This window comes from Novosphingobium pokkalii (assembly GCF_014652855.1).
In the GTDB taxonomy this organism is placed as follows: domain Bacteria; phylum Pseudomonadota; class Alphaproteobacteria; order Sphingomonadales; family Sphingomonadaceae; genus Novosphingobium; species Novosphingobium pokkalii.
Genome location: NZ_BMZP01000006.1, coordinates 147833 through 168556 on the forward strand (window position 1 = coordinate 147833; position 20724 = coordinate 168556).

Here is a 20724-nt window from a genome sequence, read left to right on the forward strand (position 1 = left end):
ACCGCCAGCGAAATCACCAGCGGCAGAAAGGGCGCACGGGGAAGAAGACCGGCGAAGGAGGCAGTCATGCAGGGCCTTTGACGCAAATCGGGAAACAAGACCGTGTACGGATCGGTCACTAAACGCCGACTGCGCCCTTGCACTGCGCCTGTCAACAGCTATGTGTACGGAATGGTCACTAACCCGTCCAATTGCAGACTCAAACGCTGCTCGCCCGACGAAAGGCGCGAAAACATCCTGGCCGTGGCCACGGAAGTGTTCACGCAGACGGGCTATGGCGCCACGTCGATGTCAGCCATCGCGGCCGAGCTGGGCGGGTCCAAGGCCACGCTCTACAAATACTTTCCGTCCAAGGAACAGTTGTTCGAGGCCGTGCTGATGCGCGGCTGCGGCGCGGTGCTCGCCGCGCTTGAGCAGCTTGCAGAGGCTGATTCGGACGATCCCGAAGCGATTCTGGCCGATTTCGGTACGCGCTTCCTCACCGGGCTGTGCGGCCAGCGCTCGCTCGATGTCTATCGCATGGTCCACGCCGCCGGCCTGCAATTCCCGGAAGCGGCAGACATGTTTTTCCGCTGCGGGCCGGATCGCGCCGGCGCAATGCTCGCCATCGTGCTCGATCGCCTGGCCCGCCAGCGCGGTGTGCCCCTGCGCGATCCGCGCCTGGCGGCCGATCAGTTCCTGGGGATGGTACGCGGCAAACTGCACATGCGCGTGGCGATCGGCGTGATGGCGCCACCTGATGCGGAAACGATTCGCCGGCACGCCGCCCATGCCGCCCGCATCTTTGCGCATGGGCTGTTCGCGGGCTGAACCACACCTTTTCGCTGCCCAAACGCGATGACCGGCGATCCCTTGCAGGATCGCCGGCACCGTGGAGAGCAGATATATCGACAGTCGATCAGCGCAGCAGGGTCAGCACGTTCTGCTGGTTCTGGTTGGCCTGCGAGATCATCGCGGTCGAAGCCTGGGCCAGGATCTGCGCCTTGGCCATCTGGGTGGTTTCGGCCGAGTAGTCGGTATCCTGAATGCGCGAACGCGCGTCCGACAGGTTGGTGATGTTGTCGTTCAGGTTGTTGACCACCGATTCCAGACGGTTCTGGCCGGCGCCGAGCGTGGCGCGGGTGGCGTTCACCTGCTTGATCGCATCATCGACATTGGTGATCGTGGTCGATGCCTTGGCCGTGTCGGAAACGTCGAACGCCTGGGTCGTGGTCGTGGTCGTGGAATAGGCGGTGTTGTTGGTGCCGCCATCATCGCCAAAGAACGTCTTGCCGGCAAAGGCCTTGACCACCAGGTCCACCGTGTCCGAGGTGTTAGCGCCAGTCTGGATCTTCACGGTATTGGCATTCTGCACCAGGTCGGTCACGCCATCGCCGTCGGTGTCGGTAGTGGAATCGGTGGCCGTGGCATCGACCTTGAACACCGCGTTGCCGTTGAACTTGGTGTTGTTGAGCACGTCCGAGATCTGGTTGGTCAGGTTCGAGACTTCCGACTGCATCGCTTCACGGTCAGAGGTCTGGTAGGTGTCGGACTTCGACTGGACCGCCAGCTCGCGCACGCGCTGGAGCATGTTGGTCACTTCGCTCAGCGCACCTTCGGCCGTCTGCGCCAGCGAGATGCCGTCGTTGGAATTGCGCACCGCCTGGCTCATGCCCGTGATCTGCGCCGTCATCGTCGTCGCAATGGCAAGGCCCGCAGCGTCATCCTTGGCGCTGTTGATTCGCTTGCCGGTCGAAAGCCGCTCCATCGCCGTCGAAGCCAGCTTGCCTGCCGAGTTGGAGGCGTTGGCTGCCTTGATGGCGCTGACGTTGGTATTGATTACCGCCATGATGTTTCTCCGATTTTCGGGATAGACCCCAATCGCCGCCAGTCCAGGGAGTGACCGGCTGCACGGCAAAGACCGGCAGGATGGCCGGCAATTTAAGGGCAAAATCTTGCCGGGCGGGGGTTTTAGGGCGGCGCGACCTAGCGGTTTGCCCTTAGCAGGTCCGCTGATCTTAAAGTTTTAAACCATTTGACGGTTTCGCGCGAAAAACAGCCTCGTGGATATGGTTAAGACGGGGGTCAAAGTGATGAACAGCCAAAGCGGCGACAGGTTGCCGATCAGCGGCCAAGCGCAAGGGCGCCACGGTGCGCTGGTGATGCGCGCCGCCGCAGTGCTCGATGCGCCCGGCATGGGGTCGTTGCCCGTGCTGGCCGATACCGCCGATGTCGCCACGCTCGATCCGCGTCGCCCGGCGATCGTGCTGGAACGCGGCGCGCAGCCGGCGCTGGCCCGCATGGCCAATGGCAAGCGGCACGTCGTGCGCTATGCCGATCCGCTGTCGGAAAGCGCGCTGGCCGCGATCATTGCCTGTGCCACCGCGCCCGGCATGCCGATCGCCGCCGATCCGGAAAGCCTGTCGATCCTGGCCCTGGCCGAACGACTCGCTGCCAGCGACATCCCCGTGCTGATCAACGGCCCCACCGGCACCGGCAAGGAAGTCCTCAGCCGGTTCATCCACGCCGCCAGCCCCCGCGCCGACCAGCCGTTCATCGCCGTCAACTGCGCCGCCATGCCCGAAACCATGCTGGAAGCGCTGCTGTTCGGCCACCAGAAGGGCGCCTTCACCGGCGCCAGCGCGGCGGGCGAAGGCTTTTTCCGCGCCGCGCACGGCGGCACCCTGCTGCTCGATGAAATCGCCGAAATGCCCCTGCCGCTCCAGGCCAAGCTGCTGCGCGCGTTGCAGGAAGGCGAAGTCGTGCCGCTGGGCGCCACGACTCCGGTGAAAGTGGACGTGCGGATCATCGCCTGCGCCAACCGCGATCTGCCCGCCGAAGTGGAGCAGGGCCGGTTCCGCGCCGATCTCTATTACCGGCTCAACGTGTTCCCGCTCACCCTGCGCGCCCTGGCCGAACGGCCCGACGATATCGCCCCGCTGGCCTTTGCCCTGATGATGCGCCACGCCGCAGCGGATCGGCCGCTGCCCTGGCTGTCGGACGCGGCGCTGGCCATGCTCACCTGCCATGGCTGGCCGGGCAATGTGCGCGAACTGGAAAACGTGGTGCGCCGCGCCCTGCTGCTGGCCGGCAACCAGCCCGAAATCGGCCCTGAGCACATCGTGTTCGATCGCCCCGCGCGCAGCGCCGCCAGCGATGCTGCGCTGGCCGAAGTGCGCAGCCCGCAGGGCGGCAAGCTGTCCAACATCGTGCAGCTTTCCGAAGCGCGCGCGATCCTGGCCACACTCGAGGCCTGTGGCGGCAGCCGCGTGGCGGCCGCACGCCAGCTCGGCATTTCCGAACGCACGCTGCGCTATCGCCTGGCCAGCTTCCGTGAAGCCGGCATCGCCGTTGCGGGAGGCCGGCGATGAGCGGGATCAGTGGAATCGGTGCCGGTGGCGGCATCCAGCAGATCATGGCGATGCGCCAGCAGATCATCGACCGTTCGCAACTGCTGCAACAGATCCGCACGCCCGATGCCGATACTTCGGCTCCGGGCAGCACCCCGGCGGGCGGCTTTACCGATGCGCTGAAATCGGCGCTCGATAGCGTCAACGCCACCCAGGCCAAGGCCGAGGGTATCTCGCAGGCCTATGAAAAGGGCGAAACGGTGGACGTGGCCAAAGTGATGCTGGCCCGCCAGGAAGCCGGCGTGGCGTTCGAGGCGACGCTCCAGGTGCGCAACAAGCTGCTCACCGCCTACCAGGACATCATGCGGATGGGGGTCTGATAGATGGCCGATCTGGTTCCCGTGGGGGCCGGTGGCAGCCCGCCACCTTCGCTTCTGGCGCCGCTGACCGATCCGGCCGGCGGCTCCATGCCCGCCCGCCTCGGCGCATTCCTGCGCCAGCCGCCGCTGCGCCGCGCCTTGCCGTGGTTCGGCGGCCTCACCGCCGCTGGCCTGACCGGCCTGCTGTGGCTGACCATGGCCCCGGCGCCGCAACGCATGCTCTATTCCGACCTGTCCGATGCCGAGCGCGCGCAAGTGACCGCCGCGCTCGACAAGGCGGCGATCGCCTACCGCATCGACAATTCCACCGGCGCGATAACGGTGGGGGAAAACGACCTCTACAAGGCGCGCATGGTCGCGGCCTCCGACGGCGCGGTGGCCACGCCCGAAACCGGCGAGCAGATGCTCGACAAGCTGCCAATGGGCGCCAGCCGCACCATGGAAGGCCAGCGCCTGCAAGCCGCGCGCGAACGCGAGCTGGAACTCACGATCATGCAGATCGACGGGGTCGAGGCCGTGCGCGTGCACCTCGCCCAGCCCGAGAAATCGGTGTTCGTGCGCGACAACACGGCCCCCTCGGCCTCGGTCATGGTGCGCCTCGCCAAGGGGCGGCAACTGGCCACCAGCCAGGTTTCGGCCATCGTCAACCTGGTGGCTGGGTCGGTGCCGGAACTCTCGATCGATGCCGTCAAGGTGATCGACCAGCATGGCCGCCTGCTGTCGGCCGCCAAGCCGGGCGATGCCGATCGCCTGGAAATCCAGGGCCGCCTGGAAGACAAGCTGCGCGAACAGATTTCCCAACTGCTCACCCCGATGCTGGGTGAAGGCAATTTCTCCAGCGAAGTGCAGGTCGATCTGGACATGGACCAGGTCACCTCCGCGCGCGAAAGCTATGACAAGCAGGGCGCGATCCGCACCGAAACGCAAAGCGCCTCGCAGACCACCGGCAACGGCGCGGTGGGCGTGCCCGGCGTGCTTTCCAACACGCCGCCGGCGCCGACCTCTGCCGCTGTCGGCGCGCCGCAGGGCACGCCTTCGCCCACGCCATCGGGCGCGGCGCCGGGCAATGGTGAAAGCTCTTCGTCCAAGACCTATGAGCTGGGCCGCGAAGTGGCCGTCACCAACAACACACCGGGCAAGATCCGCCGCCTGACCGTGGCCGTGGCGCTGTCTTCGGCGGTGCTGGCCAAGGCCAAGCCGGCCGAGATCGACCAGATCAAGCAACTCGTCAGCGCCGCCGTGGGCGCCGATCCCACCCGGGGAGACCAGGTGGCCGTGGCCGTGCGCGCGTTCAACCCGGCCGACATCACCCCACCCAAGTTCTATGAACAGCCCTGGTTCGCCATGGCCGTGCGCAATGGCGTGGCCTTGCTGGCCGTGCTGCTCACCCTGCTGCTCGGCGTGCGCCCGTTGATCAAGGCCCTGCGCCGCGAAGGGCCAGCAGCCGGCGGCAAGGGAGCGGGCAAGAAAGGCAAGGCCGCAGCCGCCGATGACGAGGACGACGAGGACGGCGACGCCGCAGAGGCCGACGATCCCGATACGCCGCGCCCCAGCCGCACCATCGGCCCTGGCCCGACCACCGGCGTGATCAAGCCGATGCTGGCCCCGGCGCAGGATGAAACCGGCGCGATCGATACCGAACTGCTCAGCCGCCAGGTGGGCCTGGCGCAGCGGCTGGTTCAGGAAAAGCCCGACAGCGCCGTGGCCGTGCTGCGCCAGATGCTGAAGGAACCGACCGAGGAAGGCGCGCAGTGACATGGAAGAGGAACTCGACGCCCTCACCGATCCCGAACTGGCCGCGGTCATGGTCATGCTGCTGGAAGACCAGCAGGCGGCCGACCTGCTCGCGCAGCTCGACCCCCGCGAACTGCGCACGCTCGGTGAAAAGATGTGCGCGCTCGGCGAAATCGGCCCGGTGGCCATTGCCCAGTCGATCACCGGCTTTGTCGAGCGCACCGAACGCCTGGGCCTGACCGCGCACGATCGCGTGGGCCAGGTGCGCGAGTTGATGACACGCGCGGTGGGCGAAGTGAAGGCCGACAACCTGATGCACCGCATCGCGCCCGAACAGGCGCAGGATACTTCCGCGCTCGAACTGGCGCGCTGGCTCAATCCCGAAGTGCTGATCCCGCTGGTCAAGAACGAGCACCCGCAGGCGATCGCCGTGCTGCTGGTTCAGATCGATCCGGAAGTGGCCGCCGCCGTGCTGCATGGCTTGCCCGAAACGATCCAGAGCCAGGTGGTCCATCGCGTCGCTACGCTGGGCAAGGTTTCGGCCGAAGCGCTGGTCATGCTGGAGGAAGTGCTCACCCGCCGCATCGTGGCGGTGCACAGCCGCGCCGCGCTGACCATGGGCGGCCCACGCGAGGCGGCTGGGATCATCAATGCGGCAGCCAAGGCGGTGGAAAAGCGGGTCATGCCCGAAATCACCAAGATGGACAAAGCCCTGGCCAAGGAAATCGAGAACGAGATGTTCAAGTTCGAGCATCTCTACGTGCTCGATCCGCAATCGATGGGTGCCATGCTGCGCGAAGTGGACAGCGACACGCTGATCGCCGCGCTCAAGGGCATCGAGGAGCCGCAGCGCGAAGTGTTCTTCCGCGCCATGTCGAGCCGTGCCGCCGACGGCGTGCGCGACGAGATCGCCGCGCGTGGCCGCCTCAAGCGCGCCGAAGTGGTGGAAGCGCAAAAGGCGATGATCACGGCGGCCCGTCGCCTCTCGGCCGAAGGCGTGATCGTGTTCGGTTCGGGTGACGATGACTATGTCTGACGTGCTGCGCATTCCCGCACCTGCCCAGGCGCTGCGCAGTTGGGGGGCGGTGCCTACCGCCTCGCAGGGGTTCACGCTCGACCCGCGCTTTGCCCGCACCCCGGCGGCGCCCCCGCCAGACTTTGCCGCCATGCCCGAGCCAGAACGCGAGGACCCGATCGAACGCGCCCGCGCCGAAGGCTTTGCCGCAGGGCGCGAGGCAGCACTAGCGCAGGCCCAGGCACAAGCCGCCGCGCAGGACGCCGCCCGCCACCGCCTCGACAGTGCACTGCGCACGATGGAAGCCGCACAAGTGGACGCGCTGGAGCAACGCCTGCGCCAGACCGTGCTGGCGCTGTGCGACAGCGTGCTGGGCGATGTGGCGATCGATCCGGCCGCACTGGAAACCCGCGTGCGACGGGCCGCACAGATGCTTGCCCGCGCCGAAGACGCGCGCGTGATCCGCCTCCATCCCGAAGACCTGGCGCTGATCGGCCATCACCTGCCCGAAGACTGGCACTGCGAACCCGATTCCACGCTGGAGCGCGGCGCGGTGCGCGTCGATGGCGCGATGGGCGGGGTGGAAGACGGCCCTGCGCAGTGGCGCAGCGCGCTCGATGAAGCGCTTCGCCAATGTTGAGCCCGCCTGGCGATGCTGCACCGATGCTGCACCCCGCCCTGCCCATGCTGGCCCGCCTGGCCACGGCCCATCCCGATCTCGCGCCGCGCCGCTATGGCCGGCTGAGCGCGTGCGACGGCGGCTTGCTGGAAGTCTCTGGCTTGTCTGTCCCCATCGGCACGCAATGCCGCATCGCCCACGGGCGCGGCGATCTTGCCGCCGAAGTGATCGGCTTTCGCAATGGCCGCAGCCTGATGATGCTGCTGGGCGATCCGGTGCTGCTGCGCCCGGGCGCGCGGGTGCGACCCGAAGGGCGGCCGGGCATGGTGCCGGTGGGCGAAGCGTTCCTGGGCCGTGCGGTGGATGGCGAAGGCCAGCCGATCGACGGCGGCCCGCCGCTGGCCACCCATGCCGAATGGCCCGCCGGCGGCGTGCGCGCGGGCGCGCTCGATCGCAGCCCGGTGCGCCTGTCGTTCGACACCGGGGTGCGCGCGCTCAACGCGCTGACCACCTTCGGCGTGGGCCAGCGCATCGGCATCATGGCCGGATCAGGCGTGGGCAAGTCGGTACTGCTCGACATGATCGCGCATGGTGCCCAGGCCGAGATCGTCATCGTCGGCCTGATCGGCGAACGCGCGCGCGAAGTGTCGGATTTCGTCGAACGGCACATGGCCGGAACGAAGCGCGCGCACAGCGCCGTGATTGCCGTGCCGGCCGATCACGCGCCCAACTTGCGCATTCGCGGCGCCATGATGGCCACCGCGCTGGCCGAATATTTCCGCGCCCAGGGCCGCCGGGTGCTGCTGATCATGGACAGCCTCACCCGCGTGGCCCATGCCGGGCGCGAGATCGCCCTGCTGTTGGGCGAGCCGGGCGCTGCGCGCGGCTATCCGCCCTCGGCGCTGGCCACGATCACCAAGCTGGTGGAGCGCGCGGGCAATTCGGCGGCGAGCGGCGGCTCGATCACCGGGCTCTACACCGTGCTCGCCGATGGCGACAACCAGGACGATCCGGTGGTCGACACCGCGCGCTCGATCCTCGACGGGCACATCGTGCTCTCGCGCGATCTGGCGCAGCGCGGGCACTATCCCGCGATCGACATTCCCGCCTCGCTCAGCCGCGTGATGACCGACATCACCAGCCCCGCACACCAGGCCCTGGCCCGCCAGTTCCGCGCGCTGGTCGCCGCCTATGAGGCGAACCGCGATCTCGTGCTGATGGGTGCCTATCGCCAGGGTGCCGATCCGCAACTGGACCAGGCCATTGCCATGCATGCCCAACTGGCCGAATTCCTGATGCAGCCCGCGCGCGAAGTGGTGCCGATGGATGCCTGCATCGCGCAACTGACCCAGTTGCTGGGCGGCTGAGGACTCCATGTCGATCAAGGCCCAGCAGCAGCGGCTGGCGCGGTTGCGCCGGCTGGAACGGCTGCGCGCAATCGGCCACCGCCAGGCCATGGTCGCCGCAGGGCAGGCCGAAAGCACCCTGGCGCAATTGCAGAACCTGGCCGAACGGACCGATACGCTGGCGCAGGGCTATGCCGCGCGCACCGATGCCAGCGACGGCGCCGCGCTGGCCCATCTTGGCGCGTTTCGTGCCGGGCTGGCGCAGATCGCGCGCAGCACTGCCGGCGAGATCGACACCGCCCGCCGCATCGCCGATGCCCGCGCCGCCGAAGTGGCTGCGGCCGAGCGCCGCCGCGCCGCCGTGGCCGATCGCATCGCGGCCGAAGCGCGCCTGCTGGCCCGCGCGCAGGCCCAGGCGGGAACCCCGCTGGGCGCCACACGCAACCGGGAAGACCCCGCATCCGAAACCACCCCTACGCCCCCTTCGCGCGATTGGCACGGGTCTTGAATTAACCGTGTTCAACCCGCCCAGGAGCTTGCACCGCGATGGTTTCGATTGCCGCTTCCCCAGCCGCCTCAACCGCCTCCACCGGGCTCGCCGGTGCACTCGCCGTGCCAGCCATCGGCGTGGCACAGCCCGGTGAAACCGGCACTTTTGCGGCATTTCTCGGCAGTGCCGATGCCGCCGCGAGCCTGCTGCCGGGCGCGGTGCCGGGTGCCGACCCGGCGCTCGCGGCCACGCCGCTTGCCCCACCCCAGGGCGATGCTCCGCTTGCCGCCACGGCCAGCTTCCTGCCGCAGTCCGGCAAGATCCTGCCGGCAAGCGGCAACCCTGTCGCACCGCCACAGCCGGTCGAGCCGACTGCGGGCACGGGCACGACTACAGCCACAGCCACGGTCAACGCGGCGATGCCCGTTGCAGTGCCTTCGCTGCCGCTCACGACCGAGGCAAGCATGCCTCCTGCCGTTTCGCCCATGACCAAGCCTTCGGGCGTACCGGTCCAGGCCGCCCCCGAACAGGCAGCGGAACCGGCCGCCACACCGGCGCGCCCGGCCGTTGCCGCTGTGGCGATGGCCAGCGTGCTCGCCCTGCGCCACGCCGCGCCCACGGTCGATGCGGCGGACGACGACACCCCCACGCCAACCCCGACGGACGACGGCACCGCGCCGGAGCAGACAGGCAACGAAGCGCCGGAGCCAAATGCCGCGCCCGTCCTGCCGCCCCTGCTCGCCACGCTTCCTGCCCCGGCTGCTCTCACCGCGCTGGCGGCCAGCGTATCGCCCACGCCGCAAGAGCCTGCCGCCGCCAACACTGGCACGCCGAACCCTGCCGCGCCGCAGGTGGCGCCGAAGCCCAGCCTGGTCACGCTGGCCAGTGCCGGCAAGCCGTCCACCACGGCGCACGCGACAGCCAGCCAGCCGGCTGTGGGCCTTGTCCCGGCCGCCGCAGCGCAGGTCATCCCGGCAGAAGCCGCACCGATCGCCCTGGTGCCGCAAGCGCTGCTGCCCGACACGGACGAACCAGCGCAGGCAGTGGCCCCGTCGCCCATCGCTGCACCAACGCCTGTCGCCACGGCGATGCAGCAGGTGCTCGCCGCGCGCCAGCCACAGGATATGGGGATTGCCGCTGCTGCCGTCGCCACGCCGGCAGCGCCGGTCATCACGGCGCCCGCCGTGGCGGCAAACCCCGATCGGGTCGAAGCCGCCAAGTCCGATCCGGTGGCAGAGGTTGCTGCGCTCGTCGGTTCGGCTCCCGCGCCATCGCCGGCGCTGGCGATGGCCGCGCCCGGCCAGGCTGCACTGCCGACCGCCCCCGCCGCAGCGACCAGCGTGGCTACTGCCGCCATTCCCGGCGCGCAGATGACCGCGCTGGTCGATGCCGTGGCCCGCGCCCGCCAGGAAGGCCCGGGCGCCGCCGTGGCCGCCACGTTGGCACACGGCACGTTCGGCCGCGTCGATCTGGAATTCCGCCAGAAGGACGATGGACTGACCGTGACGATGGCCAGCGCCGATCCCGGCTTTGCCCCGGCCGTGCTGGCCGCCAGCCGCGCCGATACGGGCAACGCCGGCAATCAGGGCACCCCCGGCCAGAACACCGGTAACCAGAGCACGGGTAACCAAAGCGGGGGGAGCCAGAACTTCAGCGGCCAGGCCTTTGCCGGCCAGTCGCAATCGCAATCGCCATCCCAGGGCGGCGATGGGCGCCAGCCGCCCCGCCCGACCCTGGCCGAGGGCTCCGGCCCGGCCAGCCGCACCGGCGGCGGCCCTGGCGATGAATCCGAAAGCGGCCAGGGCGGCGTCTTCGCGTGATCGCGCGCCCCGCAAGGCCCAATGACCATCTGACGATCAAGGAACCGGCATGAGCGACAAGAAGGAAAAGGACAAGGACGCACCCAAGAAGAAGAAGGGCGGGCCGGTTGTCCTCATCGGCGTGGTCGTGGCCACGCTCGCGCTGGGTGGTGGCGGGGTCTATGCCCTGTTCGCCATGCACATCCTGGGTGGCCCGCAAGTGGTCATCCACGAAGACAACAAGCCCAAGCTGATCCGCAAGGGCGAGGAAGACCCCTATGCCCCCGTCGCCAAGGAAGGCGGCGAAGGCGAAGGCGGTGCCAAGGAAGTGGAAGGCGAAGGCGGCAGCGAATATCGCACCATCTATTATTCGTTCTCTGACGATTTCACCTCGAATCTCAAGGATTCCGACCGGCTGATCCAGGCCTCGATCGCCGCATCCACCCGCCGCGACTATCGCGTGGTGATGTGGATGAAGAAGCACGAGCTGGCGATCCGCTCGGCCCTGCTCACCGTGCTGGCCGATACGCCCGATACCGACGTGGAAACCACCCAGGGCAAGCAGCGCCTGCAACAGCGCATGACCGCCGCGATCAACAAGGTGCTGACCGACACCGAAGGCTTTGGCGGCGTCGATGCCGTCTATTTCAAGCAGTTCATCGTGCAGTGAGGCCAACCACCACGGGCAATGGGAAACGAAGACGATGAAGCCTGAACGGGAATTCGTGGCAGAGCGGGTGGTGGCGAACCACTGCGCGCAACTGCTGCGCCCCGGGCCGAGCCAGGGGGAACTGGTCACGGCACTGACCCGCGCGGCCGAGCGGCTGGCGCGCGAAATGGCCGGCGCGCTGGCCGGGCTGCTGGGCGGCGAGGAACCGCTGGTGGAATGCAGCCGGCCCGAACGCACGGTCTATTCCGATTACGCGACGATGCAGGTGATGGGCCATCGCAACCTGGGCGCCTACACCCTGTTCGGCGCCGGGCAGGCCAATGACCGCATCCTGGGCATGGTGGCGGGCGAAGTGGTGCTGCGGCTGGTCGATCGTGCCTTTGGCGGGGCGGGCGTGGCGCCGCAGCAATTGCCGCGCGAACTGCCGCTTTCGGCGCAGTTGATGGTGCAGCGCCTGGAAGGGCTGATCGCCGGCTGCCTGGCCGCCGCGCTGGGCGCCGAAACCACCGACGCGATCCGTCCGCTGCGGCGCGAGGGCAATATCGATCACCTCGCCCCGTTCGGCAATGACGAGCCGATCGTGGCGCTGGTCTTTTCGGTCACCGAGCCCGGCCGTCCGGCCTGGGCGATCGAAATGGCCTTTCCCTATGACACGCTGGCCACGCTCTTTGCCAATGGGCAGCGCCCACCGGCCAGTGGCGACCATGCCCCGGCCGATCCGCGCGAGGCACCCTTTGCCGACGTGCCGCTGCCGCTCAGCGCGGTGCTGGTCGATATCCGCCTGCCGCTTGCGGCGATTTCCGCGCTGGAAGTGGGGCAGATCCTGCCCGTGCCGGTGGCGCGGGCCGTGCCGCTCTGCGTCGGGGGGCAGGCCATCGGCCGTGGCACCGTGGGCACGGTGGACGATCGCCTGGCGGTGCAGCTTTCACAGGTTTTCTAGAATTTCTTTGTTGGGGGTTTTCACAATGTCCTTTCAACCGCGCGGCTTCGATTTCCTCAAGGATGTCGACGTGCGCCTCACCGTCGAGCTCGGGCGAACCGAGATGAAGCTCAAGGACGTGCTCGCGCTGGGCGAGGAAAGCGTGGTCATGCTCGACCGGCTGACCGACGAACTGCTCGACGTCATGGTCAACGGCAAGCTGATCGCGCGCGGCGAAGTGGTGGCGCAGGGCGATCGCTTCGGCCTGCGCATCGTCGAACTGGCCGGCACCGAAAACGCCCCGCGCAAGGATGTGGCGTGATGCTGTGGTACATTCTCAAGCTGATGGTCGTGCTGCCGCTGATCGGCGGCCTGGCCTGGGGATCGCTGCGCCTGGCCAAGCGGTTCGAGGGCAAGTTCGGCACCACCACCGGCCCGCGCACGGTCAAGGTGGTGGAAACCCAGATGCTGTCGCCCACGCTGCGCCTGGCGGTGATCGAGTTCCATGATCGCGAGATCCTGGTCTCCACGTCCAGGAACGGCCTGGTCCGCCTGGCCGAAGCGCCGGCGCGCAAGCGGGAGGACGTGGCGTGACCGCGATGTCGCTTGTGGCCCCGCACCACCCCCCGACCCCCTCCTCTGAAGAGGAGGGGGAGAAGAAGGGCTGCAAAAGCCCCCTCCTCTTCAGAGGAGGGGGTTTGGGGGTGGTGCGAACCCTTGTACCGCCGCCTCAGGCCTCCACCACCCCCCAGCCCCCTCCTCTGAAGAGGAGGGGGAGCATCCTGCTCGCCCTGCTGCTCCTCCCCACCCCGGCCCTGGCGCAAAGTGCGCCGGGCCAGACGGCCATCCCCGGCGCGCTCGATCGCGCGTTCAGCCAGATTGCCGGGGCGCAGTCCCAGGGCAGCCTGTCGCTGTCGTTGCAGCTCCTGCTCATCATGGGGCTGCTCACCATCCTGCCGTCGCTGATCCTGATGATGACCAGCTTCACCCGCATCCTGGTCGTGCTCTCGATCCTGCGCACCGCGCTGGGTCTGCAACAGTCGCCGCCCAACCAGATCCTGATCGGGCTGTCGCTGTTCCTTTCGCTGTTCGTGATGGCGCCCACGCTCGATCGGGTGAACGCCACGGCGATCACGCCCTATTCGGCCGGGCAGATCAACGCACAGCAGGCGATCGGCACGGCGGGCATGGAATTCCACGCCTTCATGGTGCGGCAGACGCGCGAGCGCGACCTGCTGATGTTCACCGACATGGCCAAGGCGCCGCACTATGCCGCCAGCCGCGACATTCCGTTCTCGATCCTGCTGCCCGCCTTTGTCACCAGCGAGCTGAAAACCGCGTTCCAGATCGGCTTCATGCTGTTCCTGCCGTTCCTGGTGATCGACCTGGTGGTCTCGTCGGTGCTGATGAGCCTGGGCATGATGATGATGTCGCCCACGGTGGTATCGCTGCCGTTCAAGCTCTTGCTGTTCGTGCTGGTCGATGGCTGGGCGCTGCTGATGGGCAGCCTGGCCTCGAGCTTCGGCTAGGGGGCGCATACCCATGGACGACATGGCATCCCTGCTCGCCCTCGCCGATCGCATGCTGTGGATCACCGCGCTGGTCGCGGCGCCGGTGCTGCTGGCCAGCCTCGCCGTCGGTCTCGTTGTCGGGATCATCCAGGCGGCGACTTCGGTCAACGAACAGACGCTCACCTTCGTGCCCAAGCTGGCGGTGACCGCGCTGATCATGGTCCTGCTCGGCGGGGCGATGCTCGGCCTGATCGGCGATTTCATGAAAGACGTGTTCGCCCAGATCGCGGCCACGGGGCAATAGCGATGATCCAGATGAATTTCGGCTTCGGCCCACTGGAAGCCGAATTCTGGCGCATGGTGTTCCTCATGACGCGCTGTGGTGCGGCGCTGTTTGCCGTGCCGCTGTTCGGCAGCCTGCAAGTGCCGGCGCAAGTGCGCGTGGTGCTCGCCGGCGGCCTGGCGGTGATGCTGTGCAACTGGACCACGATTGCTGCGCCCGCCGCGCTGTTCTCGCTGCCCGGCCTGCTCGATACCGCCGGCGAAGTGGTGATCGGGCTGGCGCTCGGCTTCGTGCTGCAATTCGCCTTTGCCGCGCCGATGATCGCGGCCGAAATGATCGGGGCGAGCATGGGCATGAGCATCGCCACGGCGGCCGATCCGGTATCGGGCGCGCACTCCCCGGCACTCGGGCAATACTTCGCCGTGCTGCTCACGGTCATTTTCCTGGGCCTGGGCGCTCATCTGCAATGGTTTTCGCTGCTGGTGGAAAGCTATCGCGCCTTTCCCCCCGGCGGCGGATGGTTCACCCCCGATCGCATGGGCCTGATCGCCAGCTTCGGCACGCAGATGTTCGTGTCCGCGCTGGCCATCGCCCTGCCGGTCGTGCTGCTCCTGCTGCTGGTGCAGCTCACCTTCGGCGTGCTGGCGCGCTCGGCGCCCAGCCTCAACATCTTCGCGCTCGGCCTGCCGATGGGCGTGCTCGGCGGCATCGCCGCGCTGATCGCCTCGGCCCCGCTGCTCGACGACGCGCTGACCGATCTGGTCGCGCTCGGCCTGGGGCAGGCCCAGGCCCTGTTGGTGAAATAGCGCCATGGCCGAGGGCGAAGGCAGCGGCGAAAAGACATTCGCCCCAACCGAAAAACGCAAACGCGACGCGGCGCGGAACGGCGATGTCCTGCGCTCGCGCGAGCTGGGCACGGCGGCGGGCGTCTTTGCCGGCATTGCCTGGCTGTGGCTGGCCGGGCCCTGGCTGCTGGCCCAGCTTGGCCAGGTCACGCGCAGCGGCTTTGCCTGGGATCGCGACACACTCGATCATTTCGATCCGGGCCAGCGCATCGCGCGCGCGCTGATGGACGTGCTCCCGCCGGTGCTCCTGCTCGGCGTCGGCCTGATGGCCGTGGCGCTGGTCTCGCAACTGGCGTTCTCGTCCGGGCGGTGGAACATGGGCAACCTGGCGCCCAAAGGATCGCGGCTCGATCCGGGCAAGGGCCTGGCGCGGATGTTCGGCATCCAGGGTCTGATCGAGCTGGGCAAGGGCCTGGCCAAAGTGACGCTTCTGGGCGCGATGGCCTGGTTCTGGCTGCGCGGCCGGGTGGCGGCGCTGGTCGGCCTGGGTGGCGGGCAGATTACGCAGGGCGCGCTGGCGGGCCAGCTTTCCTATGCCTGGGACGCGATGCTCTCGCTGCTGGTGCTGCTGGCCTCGGGCCTGGTGCTGATCGCGCTGATCGACTTTCCCATGCAGTTCATCCGCCGCTTCCTGCGCCTGCGCATGAGCCTTCAGGAAATCCGCGACGAAACGAAGGAGAGCGAAGGCTCCCCCGAGAAGAAATCCGCCATTCGCAGCCGCCAGCGCGAAATCGCCATGGCCGGGGTGAACAAGGCGATGCGCGACGCGCAGTTCGTGATCACCAACCCCACCCACTTTGCCGTGGCCATGGCCTATGACCCGGCGATTGCCTCGGCACCGATCGTGCTGGCCAAGGGGCGCGGGGAAAAGGCGCTGGCGATGCGCGAACTGGCCGCCGAACTCGCCGTGCCGACGCTGGAATATCCGGCGCTGGCCCGCTCGGTCTATTACACCACGCGCGAACGCCAGGTGATCCGCGAAGAGCTGTATGGCCCGGTCGCCGCAATCCTCGCCTTCGTCCTCTCGCTCAAGCGCGGCGAAACCCCGCCGGCGCCGCGTGTCAACGTGCCGGTCAGCCTGCGCTTCGATGCCGATGGCCGCCCCGAAGCGGTGACGCACTGATCTTCTCTCTTAAATCCCTCAAGCTCCTGCCGTTCTTGGCGGTATGACCACGACCTCATCGACCTCGTCGACGTCCACCACGTCGGCCACCTCGTCGTCCTCGGCCACGGCCAAGCTGCTGGCGTCGCTGGGCAGTTCCACGATCGACAGCTCGGGCCTGGCCGAGCAGCTCTCGGCCGCGCAATATGCCGCGCGGATCGATGCAGTCACGGCCAAGCAGAACAAGATCACCACGCAGATTTCCGATGCCTCGACGCTGAAATCGATGCTCAGCTCGCTGGCCTCCTCGCTCGGCACGCGGGTGCGCGAAGGCGATCTGGCGGTGACCCCCACGATCACCAACAGCGCCGTGGCCACGGTTTCCAAAGGCACGTTCGCCGGCAGCGGCACGTCCACCCTGGAAGTGACGCAGCTTGCCAAAGGGCAGACGCTGGTCAGCCCCACTCTGGCCTCTGCCGCCAGCGCGGTGGGATCGGGCACGTTCACGCTGCGCTTCGGCACCGTGGCGAGCGGCGCCTTCACCGCCGATGCCAGCCGCAGCCAGGTCGATATCACGCTGACCAGCAGCGATACGCTGACCACCCTGGCGCAGAAGATCAACGCCGCCGGCGCCGGCGTCTCGGCCTATGTCGCCACCGGATCGGGCGGCGCGCAACTGGTGATCAAGGGCGCCGATGGCGCGGCCAACGGTTTCCAGATCGAAACCACGCCGGCCGATGGCGATACCACCTTGTCCACCTTTGCCTGGACGCCCGCCAGCGACGCCACCCGGCTCAAGTCCACCGCCACCGATGCGGCCTATACGCTCGATGGCGTGGCCCGCACCTCCACCTCCAACACCATCACCGATGCCGCGCCGGGGCTCACGCTCAAGCTGACCGGCACCAATGCCGGATCGCCCACCACGATCGGCTTTTCCGATCCGTCGAGCGCGATCCAGACGGCGATGACCGACCTTGTCGATGCGCTCAACCAGGTCGTCAGCACGCTGACGACCGACACGGATGCGACCAGCGGCTCGCTCAACAACAACGCCGGCGCGCGTTCGCTGCGCCAGACGCTGACCACGCTGGCCAGCAAAGTGGTGATGCCCAATGCCGCGGCCGGGCAGCCCAGCACGCTCAGCGACCTCGGCCTCAAGATCAACCGCGACGGCACGTTCAGCCTGGACACCGACGTCTTGAGCAAGACTCTGGCGAAAAGCCCGGATGGCGTGTCCGCCATGTTCACCAACGGACTCTATGGCGTCTACGCCACGTTCGACGGCATTTCCCGCTCGGTGGCATCCACGGCCGATCCGGGCTCGCTCGGCGGGGTCATCGCGGCGCTCAACACCAAGCAGACCACCCTGGCCACGCAGCTTTCCGATCTCCAGACCAAGCAGGAAACGCTGCGCACCCAGTTGGTCACGCGCTATGCCGCGCTGGCAACGGCCGTTTCCAGCTCGCAGTCGACGCTGACGTTCCTGACCAACCAGATCACGGCGTGGAACAACAAGAGCAGCTGACATGCGCTATCCCCGCGATCCCAGCGAAGCCTATCGCCGCGTCGATTTTGAAGCGCGGGTGCATGGCGCCAGTCCGCGCCAGTTGGTCGATCTGTGCCTCGAACAGGTCGCCGGCTCGCTCGGCCGCGCGATCTATGCGGAAAAGACCGGGGACAATGCCGCCAAGAGCGCGGCCCTCACCCGCGCGGTGTCCGCCCTCACCGCCTTGCAGATGGGGGTGGACAGCCAGTCCCCCGCCGGCCCGGCGCTGATCCAGCTCTACCAGTCGGCGCGGCGCACCGTGCTCGACAGCGCGCTGCGCTTCGACGGGGCCAAGATGGAAACCATCCGCAAGGACTTCCTGGAAATCCGCCAGGCCATGATGGGCCACTGAAGCCTGGCCCACACCCGATGCTGCAAAGCCCGGTGCCGCAGGTACGCGACACCGGGCCTTTTTGTGTCTGTCGCTTGCCGCAGCCAAGCAAAAGCCCGGCGCTGCGGGGGCACGCAGCGCCGGGCCAGAGCCGGACGGGTCCGGGGGCGGATCGTCCGGCTTTTCCCGTGGGAGGGGCCCGGGAGGAGAACCGGAAAGTGCGAAAGACCAGGTTCAGGAGGAGAAAACAGGCAGGATCAGCTCTGGTTGCACAACCCGATCACCGCAGCGCCCAGATCGTCGAGCGAAACCTGCCGGCCGGCCGCGCCCAGTTCAATCGCGGCCTGGGGCGCCTCGCTCACCAGCGCGCTCTTGGGATCCTGCACGATCGTGTCCATGCCGCTGTCGTGCAGCAGCTTGAGGCCCTTGGCGCCATCGTTGCCCATGCCGGTCAGCACCGCGCCCACTGCCGGGATGCCGGCGCGCGCGATGGAGCCATAGAGCAGGTTGGCAGACGGGCGCGATCCTTCCACCGGTTCGCGTTCCATCAGGCGGATCTTGGGCGGCTGGCCCGGCTCGATCACCACGTGACGCTCGGGATCGGCGGCGATGTGGATCGTGCCCTGGGTCAGCGCGGCGCCGTCGCGGGCGATCTTCACGCTGCACCCCAGATCGGTGTCCAGCCGCTTGATGAAGGTTTCGGCCAGCATCGGTTCGGTTTGCAGGCAGATCACCGTGGGCGGGCATTCATCGGGCCAATCCGACAGGATCGTCGTCAGCGCGTCAATCCCGCCCATCGAGGCGCTGAACGCCACGAAGCGGCCGTTCCAGGAAAACTTGGGCGCTTCGGCCGCTGCCGCTTCACGCTTGGCTTGAAGCTTGGAACGGTCACGCACGTTGCTGTTGGCCGCGGCCAGCACGATCTTGCCCAGCTTGCCCACGGTCTTGGCGAACTGTTCGGGCGTGGCCTTGAGCGGTTTGGGGAAGCATTCCACCGCGCCCAGCTCGAACGCCTTGAGCGAGGTTTCGGTGCCGGCTTGCGTCAAGCTGGAGAGCATCACCACCGGCAGGGGATTGCTGCCCATCAGTTCTTCCAGGAACTCGATGCCGCTCATCCCGGGCATCTCCACATCCAGGGTGATCACGTTGGGCTTGAGATCCGCGATGCGGTCACGCGCATCGGCTGCGCTGGAGGCGGCGCCGACGACGACGACATTCTTGGTCTGGTCGAGGATGTCCGAAAACAGCGCGCGCATCGCCGCCGAATCGTCCACCACAAGAACGCGAGCTTCGTGCATGGATCGTGAAACCTTCGTCTGGGCGCCAACTGCCCGGCGCCATCTGCAAGACCTTCCTTAGCCAAGCAGGCCAGTGCAAATTCCATCCGCGTCCCTAGGTATCTCACCCTAAGTCGGCGGAAAGCGCGCCTTTCCCCATTCTCGCTAAGCCTTTGTCGAACGCCCGCCACCGTGTCGCCACGGCCCGCGCCAAACCCTTGGCCCAGGCCCGATTCGCCCCACGCTGCGGCCGATGAAGATGTCCTTGCGTTATCGAGGGGAAACCGACGCGATGCCCACGATCACCCTGCCACCGCGCTGCGACCGGGCGGCTGCCGAGGCGCTGTTGCCCGAACTGATTGCCGCGCTGGGCGCCGGCGCGATGCAGATCGACGGCACGGCCTGCACCCACGTGGGCCAGGCCATGTTCCAGGTGCTGGTCAGCGCGCGTCGCAGTGGTGACGGCGCGGTGATCGATCCCTCGCCCGCCCTGCGCGAAGCGGCCCGCCAGATCGGGCTGGAAGCCGAACTGTTCGATGGAGCGCACGCATGAACGCCGAGGAAATCCAGGCCATCTTCTTCGCCGAGTGCGAAGAATCGCTGGCCGCGGCCGAACAGGGCCTGGCCGCCTGCAAGGAAGGCACCCAGGATGCCGATACCGTCAACGCGGTGTTCCGTGGCGTCCACTCGATCAAGGGCGGCGCCGGGGCGTTCGGCTTCATCGCCCTGCAGGGCTATACCCACACGTTTGAAACCCTGCTGTCCGACGTGCGCGACGGCACCGTGCCGATCACCGAGCCACTGATCGACCTGCTGCTGCGCGCGCTCGATACGCTGAGCGACCATGTCATGGCCGCGCGCGGCCAGGGCGAGACGCCGGACGACGCCGCGCTCCAGGCCGAGCTGACCGCCGCGATGGCCGCCAACGCGGGCGGCGGCGGCGCGCATGCCGCCCCGACGGCGCCTGAGCCGGCCCCAGCGGCAGAGCCTGCCCCGGCGGCGAGCAGCGGCTTTGACGATGACATGGGCCTCGATTTCGATTCGATGCTCGACAGCATCGCCGGGTCCATGGCTGCCAGCGACAAGGCGGAGGAAGCGGCAAGCTGGATCGTCAAGATCCGCCCGCACGCCGGCGCCATGCGCAATGGCAGCGAGCCGATGCTGATGCTGCGCGAAGTGCTGGAACTGGGCGGCACCTGCGTGGAATGCGATGTCAGCGCGATACCGCATCTCGACGTGCTCGATCCCGGTGTCGGCTATCTGGGCTGGACCTTCCGCATTCCGCCCGCCGTCGATGAAGCATCGGTGCGCGATATCTTCGATTTCGTGGGCGACGATTGCGAGATCGCGATCGGGCCGGAGGCAACCATGCCGGCCGTGCGCCTGCCTGCCGCCACGCCGCCGCCGGCACCCGCTGCGGCGGCCACGCCAACGCCCCCGGCCACACCCGCACCGGCCCCGGCCGCCGCTGCGCCGGCGGCCGCGCCGGCAGCCGAAGCGCCACCTGCCCCGGTTGCGCCCGCAG

The 20724-nt window shown here is 67.9% G+C and carries 23 protein-coding genes; 21 read left to right on the forward strand and 2 right to left on the reverse strand.

Annotated elements, in window-relative coordinates:
• Positions 1-171 precede the first annotated feature (171 nt).
• Complete coding sequence (locus tag IE191_RS08375) at positions 172-810, forward strand: TetR/AcrR family transcriptional regulator (protein WP_191323918.1); 639 nt, start codon at positions 172-174, stop codon at positions 808-810.
• An 88-nt stretch (positions 811-898) separates the two neighbouring features.
• Here IE191_RS08375 and IE191_RS08380 read toward each other — a convergent pair whose 3' ends face one another.
• Positions 899-1828, reverse strand: coding sequence for a flagellin N-terminal helical domain-containing protein (locus tag IE191_RS08380; RefSeq protein WP_191323919.1), 930 nt, complete (start codon positions 1826-1828; stop codon positions 899-901).
• Positions 1829-2072: 244 nt separating this feature from the next.
• Between IE191_RS08380 and IE191_RS08385 the strand changes: the two genes are divergently transcribed.
• The 18 genes from IE191_RS08385 to IE191_RS08470 all read left to right on the forward strand — a co-directional run bounded on the left by IE191_RS08385 (position 2073) and on the right by IE191_RS08470 (position 17943).
• Positions 2073-3350, forward strand: coding sequence for a sigma-54 interaction domain-containing protein (locus IE191_RS08385; protein ID WP_373299269.1), 1278 nt, complete (start codon positions 2073-2075; stop codon positions 3348-3350).
• On the forward strand, positions 3347-3709 hold the full coding sequence (gene fliE / locus IE191_RS08390; protein WP_191323920.1) for a flagellar hook-basal body complex protein FliE: 363 nt from the start codon (positions 3347-3349) through the stop codon (positions 3707-3709). The genes IE191_RS08385 and fliE overlap by 4 nt, the downstream gene beginning before the upstream one ends.
• A 3-nt stretch (positions 3710-3712) precedes the next feature.
• Positions 3713-5464, forward strand: a complete 1752-nt coding sequence (fliF, locus tag IE191_RS08395) for a flagellar basal-body MS-ring/collar protein FliF (protein ID WP_191323921.1) — start codon at positions 3713-3715, stop codon at positions 5462-5464.
• 1 nt (position 5465) lies between these two features.
• A complete protein-coding gene (gene fliG / locus IE191_RS08400) occupies positions 5466-6479 on the forward strand; it encodes a flagellar motor switch protein FliG (protein WP_191323922.1) in 1014 nt (337 codons plus the stop codon).
• On the forward strand, positions 6466-7098 hold the full coding sequence (locus IE191_RS08405) for a FliH/SctL family protein (RefSeq protein WP_229815194.1): 633 nt from the start codon (positions 6466-6468) through the stop codon (positions 7096-7098). Before fliG ends, IE191_RS08405 begins: the two co-directional genes overlap by 14 nt.
• A 23-nt stretch (positions 7099-7121) precedes the next feature.
• Positions 7122-8444 (forward strand): FliI/YscN family ATPase, encoded by a 1323-nt coding sequence (locus IE191_RS08410; protein ID WP_191323923.1) that lies wholly within the window; start codon positions 7122-7124, stop codon positions 8442-8444.
• A 7-nt stretch (positions 8445-8451) separates the two neighbouring features.
• Positions 8452-8931 (forward strand): hypothetical protein, encoded by a 480-nt coding sequence (locus IE191_RS08415; RefSeq protein WP_191323924.1) that lies wholly within the window; start codon positions 8452-8454, stop codon positions 8929-8931.
• A 38-nt stretch (positions 8932-8969) separates the two neighbouring features.
• A complete protein-coding gene (locus tag IE191_RS08420; protein ID WP_191323925.1) occupies positions 8970-10733 on the forward strand; it encodes a hypothetical protein in 1764 nt (587 codons plus the stop codon).
• 49 nt (positions 10734-10782) lie between these two features.
• A complete protein-coding gene (locus IE191_RS08425; protein ID WP_191323926.1) occupies positions 10783-11382 on the forward strand; it encodes a flagellar basal body-associated FliL family protein in 600 nt (199 codons plus the stop codon).
• A 34-nt stretch (positions 11383-11416) separates the two neighbouring features.
• Positions 11417-12322 carry a FliM/FliN family flagellar motor switch protein gene (locus IE191_RS08430; protein WP_191323927.1) on the forward strand — a complete coding sequence of 302 codons (906 nt, stop codon included), beginning with the start codon at positions 11417-11419 and terminating at the stop codon, positions 12320-12322.
• A 25-nt stretch (positions 12323-12347) separates the two neighbouring features.
• Complete coding sequence (gene fliN / locus IE191_RS08435) at positions 12348-12623, forward strand: flagellar motor switch protein FliN (RefSeq protein ID WP_169473365.1); 276 nt, start codon at positions 12348-12350, stop codon at positions 12621-12623.
• The gene (locus tag IE191_RS08440) at positions 12623-12895 is read left to right on the forward strand and encodes a flagellar biosynthetic protein FliO (RefSeq protein ID WP_191323928.1); all 273 of its coding nucleotides are present in this window, start codon (positions 12623-12625) and stop codon (positions 12893-12895) included. The genes fliN and IE191_RS08440 overlap by 1 nt, the downstream gene beginning before the upstream one ends.
• A 110-nt stretch (positions 12896-13005) precedes the next feature.
• Positions 13006-13830, forward strand: a complete 825-nt coding sequence (fliP, locus tag IE191_RS08445) for a flagellar type III secretion system pore protein FliP (protein WP_373299270.1) — start codon at positions 13006-13008, stop codon at positions 13828-13830.
• 13 nt (positions 13831-13843) lie between these two features.
• Entirely contained in the window at positions 13844-14116 is a 273-nt protein-coding gene (locus IE191_RS08450) for a flagellar biosynthetic protein FliQ (RefSeq protein WP_191323929.1), read from the forward strand.
• A 2-nt stretch (positions 14117-14118) separates the two neighbouring features.
• A complete protein-coding gene (gene fliR / locus IE191_RS08455) occupies positions 14119-14901 on the forward strand; it encodes a flagellar biosynthetic protein FliR (RefSeq protein ID WP_191323930.1) in 783 nt (260 codons plus the stop codon).
• Between the two features lie 4 nt (positions 14902-14905).
• Positions 14906-16063, forward strand: coding sequence for an EscU/YscU/HrcU family type III secretion system export apparatus switch protein (locus IE191_RS08460; RefSeq protein WP_191323931.1), 1158 nt, complete (start codon positions 14906-14908; stop codon positions 16061-16063).
• Between the two features lie 43 nt (positions 16064-16106).
• On the forward strand, positions 16107-17570 hold the full coding sequence (gene fliD / locus IE191_RS08465) for a flagellar filament capping protein FliD (protein WP_191323932.1): 1464 nt from the start codon (positions 16107-16109) through the stop codon (positions 17568-17570).
• 1 nt (position 17571) lies between these two features.
• Positions 17572-17943 carry a flagellar export chaperone FliS gene (locus IE191_RS08470; protein WP_191323933.1) on the forward strand — a complete coding sequence of 124 codons (372 nt, stop codon included), beginning with the start codon at positions 17572-17574 and terminating at the stop codon, positions 17941-17943.
• Positions 17944-18179: 236 nt separating this feature from the next.
• On the opposite strand, the gene IE191_RS08475 is transcribed toward IE191_RS08470, so the two are convergent.
• Positions 18180-19220, reverse strand: coding sequence for a chemotaxis protein CheB (locus IE191_RS08475; protein WP_191323934.1), 1041 nt, complete (start codon positions 19218-19220; stop codon positions 18180-18182).
• Positions 19221-19491: 271 nt separating this feature from the next.
• On the opposite strand from IE191_RS08475, the gene IE191_RS08480 reads away from it, so the two are divergent.
• Both IE191_RS08480 and IE191_RS08485 read left to right on the forward strand, forming a co-directional pair.
• Complete coding sequence (locus IE191_RS08480) at positions 19492-19752, forward strand: STAS domain-containing protein (protein WP_191323935.1); 261 nt, start codon at positions 19492-19494, stop codon at positions 19750-19752.
• Positions 19749-20724: Hpt domain-containing protein (locus IE191_RS08485; protein ID WP_191323936.1), on the forward strand; the 976-nt coding region annotated here is incomplete at its 3' end. The genes IE191_RS08480 and IE191_RS08485, both read left to right, overlap by 4 nt.